The following is a 3,507-nucleotide window of genomic DNA, read 5'->3' on the forward strand; positions in this document are numbered from 1 at the left end:
CTGCTATATCATTGGATTGTAACAGTAAATGAATGCTATCTTCACCCAGATGTAAAAATGGACCTGAAGTGTAATAATCAACAAGGGATCTGGCACTAGTCATCGTAGTGGCAAGACTTAACTCTGCCTTTACGAGCCTGGGCAATATTATCGGACCGATATCAGCCGGAATAGGCAAAACTAAACGGCCTCAGTCCAATGGAGTTTAGGACTAAGACCGTTTAACAGGTTTTATTATTTGTAATGTCTACTTGACGGGGTGCAGTTCATAATATCGGCAGCCTCGTTTTGTTGATTCTTACGCTATAGTATTGTTCGATTGTGGAACCAATGATTACATAAGCTTATACAACTTCCTCTTGGCGTTGAATATGCAATAAAGCGCCTTTTAATGTAAGGTTATTTCGTCAGAACCAGCGGCAAACGATTGACCCCGAACATCATCCAGCTGTCCAACCGCTCCAGCGTGTGCGTACGATCTCTTGCGTAGTCAGGAAACCTGCTAAGAAGTGTTTGAATGGCGATTTTGCTCTCCAAGCGGGCAAGCTGAGAGCCCAAGCAGAAGTGAATGCCGTGTCCAAATGCCAGATGCGGATTCGGGTTGCGATGGATATCGAATTTTTCCGGAGTATCAAAATGCTCTCCGTCATGATTGGCCGACCCGATCCAGAGGTTGACCATTTGTCCGGGCGAAAGCGTTTGGCCGCGCAGAACAGTCGTTTTTTTAACGATTCGAATCATTGTTTGAACGGGAGAGCAATAGCGAAGCACCTCTTCGATGGCTTGCGGAATCATGGAAGGTTCCTCGATGAGACTTTTCCTTGCCTCTCTGTCGCTATCTAGGCACAGTAAGGCTGAGGTTATAAGATTGGTCGTCGTTTCATTCCCCGCCACCAGCAGCAGAATGCAGAATCCGATGATCTCCAAGTCACTTAATTGTTCGCCTTCGACCTTTGCATGAACGAGATTGCTGATGAGATCATCCTGCGGGTCAAGCCGTCTTCGATTCATGATGTCGGAGAAATAGTCGCTCATTTCCTTCTGGCATTGAAAATAACGTTCTCCGTCATTCCCAACTAGCGAATCCGACCATTCCTTGAACCGGTCACGATCCACGGACGGAATGCCCAGCATTTCGACGATGACGATGATCGGCAGAGGGCTCGCATAATCGAGAAGGGCATCCATCTCCCCCGTCACTTCTGCTTGATCGCACAATTGCTGCGCAATCGATTCAATTTTCGGTGCGAGCGATTCGATAGCCCGAGGCGTGAAAGCTTGTGAAACGAGCATACGCAGCTGTCGGTGTTTAGGTGGATCCTGCCTAAGAATGCTTGAGTTGATCGGCTCCATGGCGCTTTCCGTCCCTTTTGAAGAATAATGCTCATGATCGGCAAATATCTTCTTTACATCTTCGTACTTGTACACGTCCCAAGTATTTTTCTCCGAATTGAACACGACAGGGGAAGAGATTCGCATTTCTTTAAACCAAGACAAAGGTATCAGTTCGCTGTCAGTTTTCCAATTCATACGTCGCATCGCCGCTTTCCGCTTAGAATGAAATCAGTTCAACATACCATCTGGCTTGCCGCCGGGGGTCAAAAACAACCCGGTCGTAATAATCTGATAAAGAAAATGTTCAAGATCGTCACGGTTCATACTACTGCCATAGGTTAGGAAGTAATCGCAGGAACTGTTGAGCAATCCGACAATCCCTGCAGCAGCTAAACTGCAATTGACATTGATCATTAGCCCCTCTTCCCGGCTTCCTTCTAGCACCTCTGCTATAAAACGAATATAGCCGAGCTTCAACTCATTCAATTCCTCTAGTACTTCCTGATCGATTCCGTTCGACAATTCGTTGAACACGATATGTGCGAATCCGCTGGAATCCAGAAACAAGTCGAGATTGTGCTGGATGATTCGCCTGATTTGTTCTTCCAACGAAAGATCAGTTCGCAGCTCATTCCGTATTCGATCGGTAATTACCTGCAGTCCATCCATTACGATCGTCTTAAACAGCTGTGCTTTTCCTGGAAAATGATAATACAACGTCCCTTTGGCAACCTTTGCTCTAAGTGCGATATCGTCCATACTAGCTCGGTGGTATCCATTCTCCGAGAAAACGTCTATCGCTGCTGACATGATTTTCGTTTTGCTCAATGCGAACTGTCTCTCCTTTTCGTAATAAACTGACTAGTCAGTACAACTAATATGCTAATGGTAACACTTGGTAAAATGATTGTCAATCATAATTGCCTTTTTCGTTATTCGGTACAAATTCTTGACATAGCACATTGCTAAGTATATGAACCGAAAAAACAAAAAAACCACGATATACGCGGTTTTTAATAGCTTTTCTCCTATTTAGGCATGCTCAAGAATTCCCTTTAGATTTCTATTTTTTCAAGCTTATCAAAAACACTATCAACCCATTCTTGGTCATCCCATAGTTTTGAATCATGAAGTTTTCTAACAGCGGGGTGTCCAGTTACAATCGTATCTACACCGTCTTTGTTTCCAAAGTACAAATCAACGATTTTTAATATTTTATTTTCTGTTTGAACTAACATCTTAAAGCTCATACCAGATCCTTGGTTCGAAAAAGGTAAATTTACGTAGTAAAGATTTTTATCAAGTTGTTTGAATTCTGCTTCCGTAAATTCATTTTCCAGACCGAAAATAACACTAAACTCTCCCTTTAATTCTTTTCTTTGTTCTAGCTCTAGCATTTTATTTGTGTATTTTAGAAGATTATCGTTAGATATGTAATTTCTAAATGTGACTGCTTTTTGTTCTGCGATAGCACCGGTATACAAATTCACAAAAGCTTTTCCAAATGTGACAACGGTTTCTTGATCGTCATCACTAATTTGATTCCTTTTAATTGAAAATTGCAGATTGGCTAGGTCACTTAATATTTCCGCTGCTGATTTCTCTGGTTGTTCCAAAGAAGCTTCTTCACTTAATGGTGTATTATTTGCCATTAGTCCTAATGCATCTTTCCCCTTTATTACAGGATTTGCTAGCAATCCAATTCCAACTGCTATTATAAGGACAATTGAGAAAAAAAGTAACCAAAACCTCGGTTTTCTGTAATTCACCACGTTTTTAATCCTCCCTTTTACATTCCCCTTACCAAAAGCAAGCGGACTCCCATTCAAAATATGTCTTTCGGTAGCAAGCGATAATAATGATGACGCATAAGATTTTTTTATATCCATATCAGAATCCATCTTTTTCAGTACACGTTCATCACAGGAGAATTCCATATCCCTACTCATTAACATGAATGCTACCCATACAAGAGGATTAAACCAGTGCAGGGATAATATCAAGAAGGCTGCTGGCTTAATAATATGATCATATCGTTTAATATGAGTCTGTTCGTGCAACAGAATATAGCTGCGCTCCTCATCATGTAGCCCATTAGGTAAAAAAATCTTTGGTCGTAAAAAGCCAAGTACAAAAGGTGTTTTCAAATTCTCAGCCTCGTAAATATTCTGC

The 3,507-nt window shown here is 41.8% G+C and carries 3 protein-coding genes; all 3 read right to left on the reverse strand.

Annotation, left to right across the window (positions count from 1 at the left end):
- Nucleotides 1-399: 399 nt before the first annotated feature.
- Nucleotides 400-1,530: a cytochrome P450 gene (locus AB4Z17_RS32815; RefSeq protein ID WP_441964568.1), complete on the reverse strand. Its 1,131-nt coding sequence runs from the start codon at nucleotides 1,528-1,530 to the stop codon at nucleotides 400-402.
- 33 nt (nucleotides 1,531-1,563) lie between these two features.
- Nucleotides 1,564-2,163 (reverse strand): TetR/AcrR family transcriptional regulator, encoded by a 600-nt coding sequence (locus AB4Z17_RS32820; protein ID WP_441907722.1) that lies wholly within the window; start codon nucleotides 2,161-2,163, stop codon nucleotides 1,564-1,566.
- A gap of 227 nt (nucleotides 2,164-2,390) precedes the next feature.
- Nucleotides 2,391-3,507, reverse strand: a 1,117-nt coding sequence (locus AB4Z17_RS32825; RefSeq protein WP_441964570.1) for a M56 family metallopeptidase, incomplete at its 5' end; no start/stop codon positions are given.

Origin of the sequence: Paenibacillus sp. TAF43_2, assembly GCF_052113545.1 — a bacterium.
Lineage (GTDB): Bacteria > Bacillota > Bacilli > Paenibacillales > Paenibacillaceae > Pristimantibacillus.